Source organism: Ruegeria sp. AF8, from assembly GCF_056541825.1.
Map to the genome: position 1 here is coordinate 1 of NZ_JBQFYW010000067.1, position 1,602 is coordinate 1,602.

Annotated in this window: 2 protein-coding genes and 1 pseudogene; 2 read left to right on the plus strand and 1 reads right to left on the minus strand. The window is 52.4% G+C overall.

The genetic code is table 11. From position 1 onward, the window contains the following. The first annotated feature begins 159 nt into the window (after positions 1 to 159). Complete coding sequence (locus ACR0AO_RS25365) at positions 160 to 624, plus strand: hypothetical protein (RefSeq protein ID WP_480609790.1); 465 nt, start codon at positions 160 to 162, stop codon at positions 622 to 624. Positions 625 to 888: 264 nt separating this feature from the next. Here ACR0AO_RS25365 and ACR0AO_RS25370 read toward each other — a convergent pair whose 3' ends face one another. Then, positions 889 to 1,443: a sigma factor-like helix-turn-helix DNA-binding protein gene (locus tag ACR0AO_RS25370; RefSeq protein ID WP_480609793.1), complete on the minus strand. Its 555-nt coding sequence runs from the start codon at positions 1,441 to 1,443 to the stop codon at positions 889 to 891. A 52-nt stretch (positions 1,444 to 1,495) separates the two neighbouring features. Between ACR0AO_RS25370 and ACR0AO_RS25375 the strand changes: the two are divergent. After that, a pseudogene (locus ACR0AO_RS25375) lies at positions 1,496 to 1,602 on the plus strand (IS6 family transposase); the annotation flags it as partial.

Sequence of the window (1,602 nt, forward strand, 5' to 3'; positions counted from 1 at the left end):
GCTTGTAGCTGATTAGCGATGACTTCATCGATGTCACCTACGTCCAATTACGGACATGAACAACCAAACGGCAAGTTAACGTGACATCACCCATTTGACACTTACGAGCAGGCGCGAGCCCTTGGCCTAGCCGGTGATCCTGACGTGGATTGGCGCGCAATGCGCGCCCTGCTTGAAAATGGGGAATGTTCACGGCTACAGGGGCTTGCCCAAGAAGTGAGAAACTTGCGGTTGCTGGATCGAGGTACACAGCTTCGCCAGGGGTTAGCGGAAGACTGGAGGCAAAACGGCGCCTACATCAACGCGCTGTCGATTGTGCAGCAGGCGTTCGTTCAAGAACATTTTGCGACAAGCCAGAAGCCCGAAACCGGCGTCATTGTGATGAACATGCACAAGGCCAAGGGTAAGCAATTTGATGAAGTAATTATCTTTGAGGGGTGGCCGCGAATTGCGAAGGGCAAGATTGTCGCAAACTTGGATCGCATCGTGCGCTCCAATGATCCCGAGTACGATGGCGATCAAGCGCGACAGAATTTTCGGGTCAGCGTGACGCGTGGGAAGTCTCGAACGACGATCCTCACACCGAAAAATAACCCCTGCATTCTGTTATTCGATCAAGAATAATGTTTGCACATCGTTTCGGAGTTCAAAAAAGGCGGATGTGTTTTGCTGCAACCTGTTGCGGCGCAATCGAAATGGTTATTGTTATCTGCTCGATCATGTTTCCATCAGGGACTTTTCGTTCGCGACTTTGCAGGGTCACTGTACGCTTTCTTGACTTTCACTCTTGATCGGATGCTGCAAGATTCACGAATGGCCGGTCTCGCGAAGCTGCGCTGCGGCGTCGGCATGACCGGTGAGTGGCCGATAAGGGCCGTTGTAGTCAGCCTAGTCAGATAAGCCCCCATTGATGGGCGTGTGCTCGTCGAAAGACAGATGACGAGTCTTTTCTGGATTGCGCACTACGTAGATCGCTGTAATTACGTCGCATTCGATCTCCAACGATGCTGTTTGTAAAATGTCGCCCGTCTCGTGGCTGAGGATCGATGGCAGATTGTTCAGGTGGCAGAATTGCCATTGCTGTACAGGTTGATCAGTATTTTTACGCGCGAGTCCAGACAATAACCGCATCACCTTGTCTCGGCCCAAAATCGGATTGAGTGTCGCCAGCACTTTACCGCCGCCATCCGAAACAAACCTTACGTCTTGCGCAAGTAGTTTGGTAAGGGCGACGGTGTCGCCGCTTTTTGCAGCGCTGAAAAAGGCCTTCGCGATGGCTTTGCCCTTTTGCGGCTCAACCTGCGTTCGAGGTTTGCTGCGCTGCACATGTTTCCGGGCACGACTGACAAGCTGGCGGCAGGATTCAGGTGTGCGTTCCAGGGCCTGCGCAAGTTCGTCATATGACTGCTCAAACACATCGTAGAGTAGAAAGGGTGATGTCACGTTAACTTGCCGTTTGGTTGTTCATGTCCGTAATTGGACGTAGGTGACATCGATGAAGTCATCGCTAGTCAGCTACAAGCGCCACCGGTTTCCTCCTCAGATCATCGCGCACGCGGTGTGGCTGTACCTTCGCTTCAATCTGAGCCTGCGGGAAGTTGA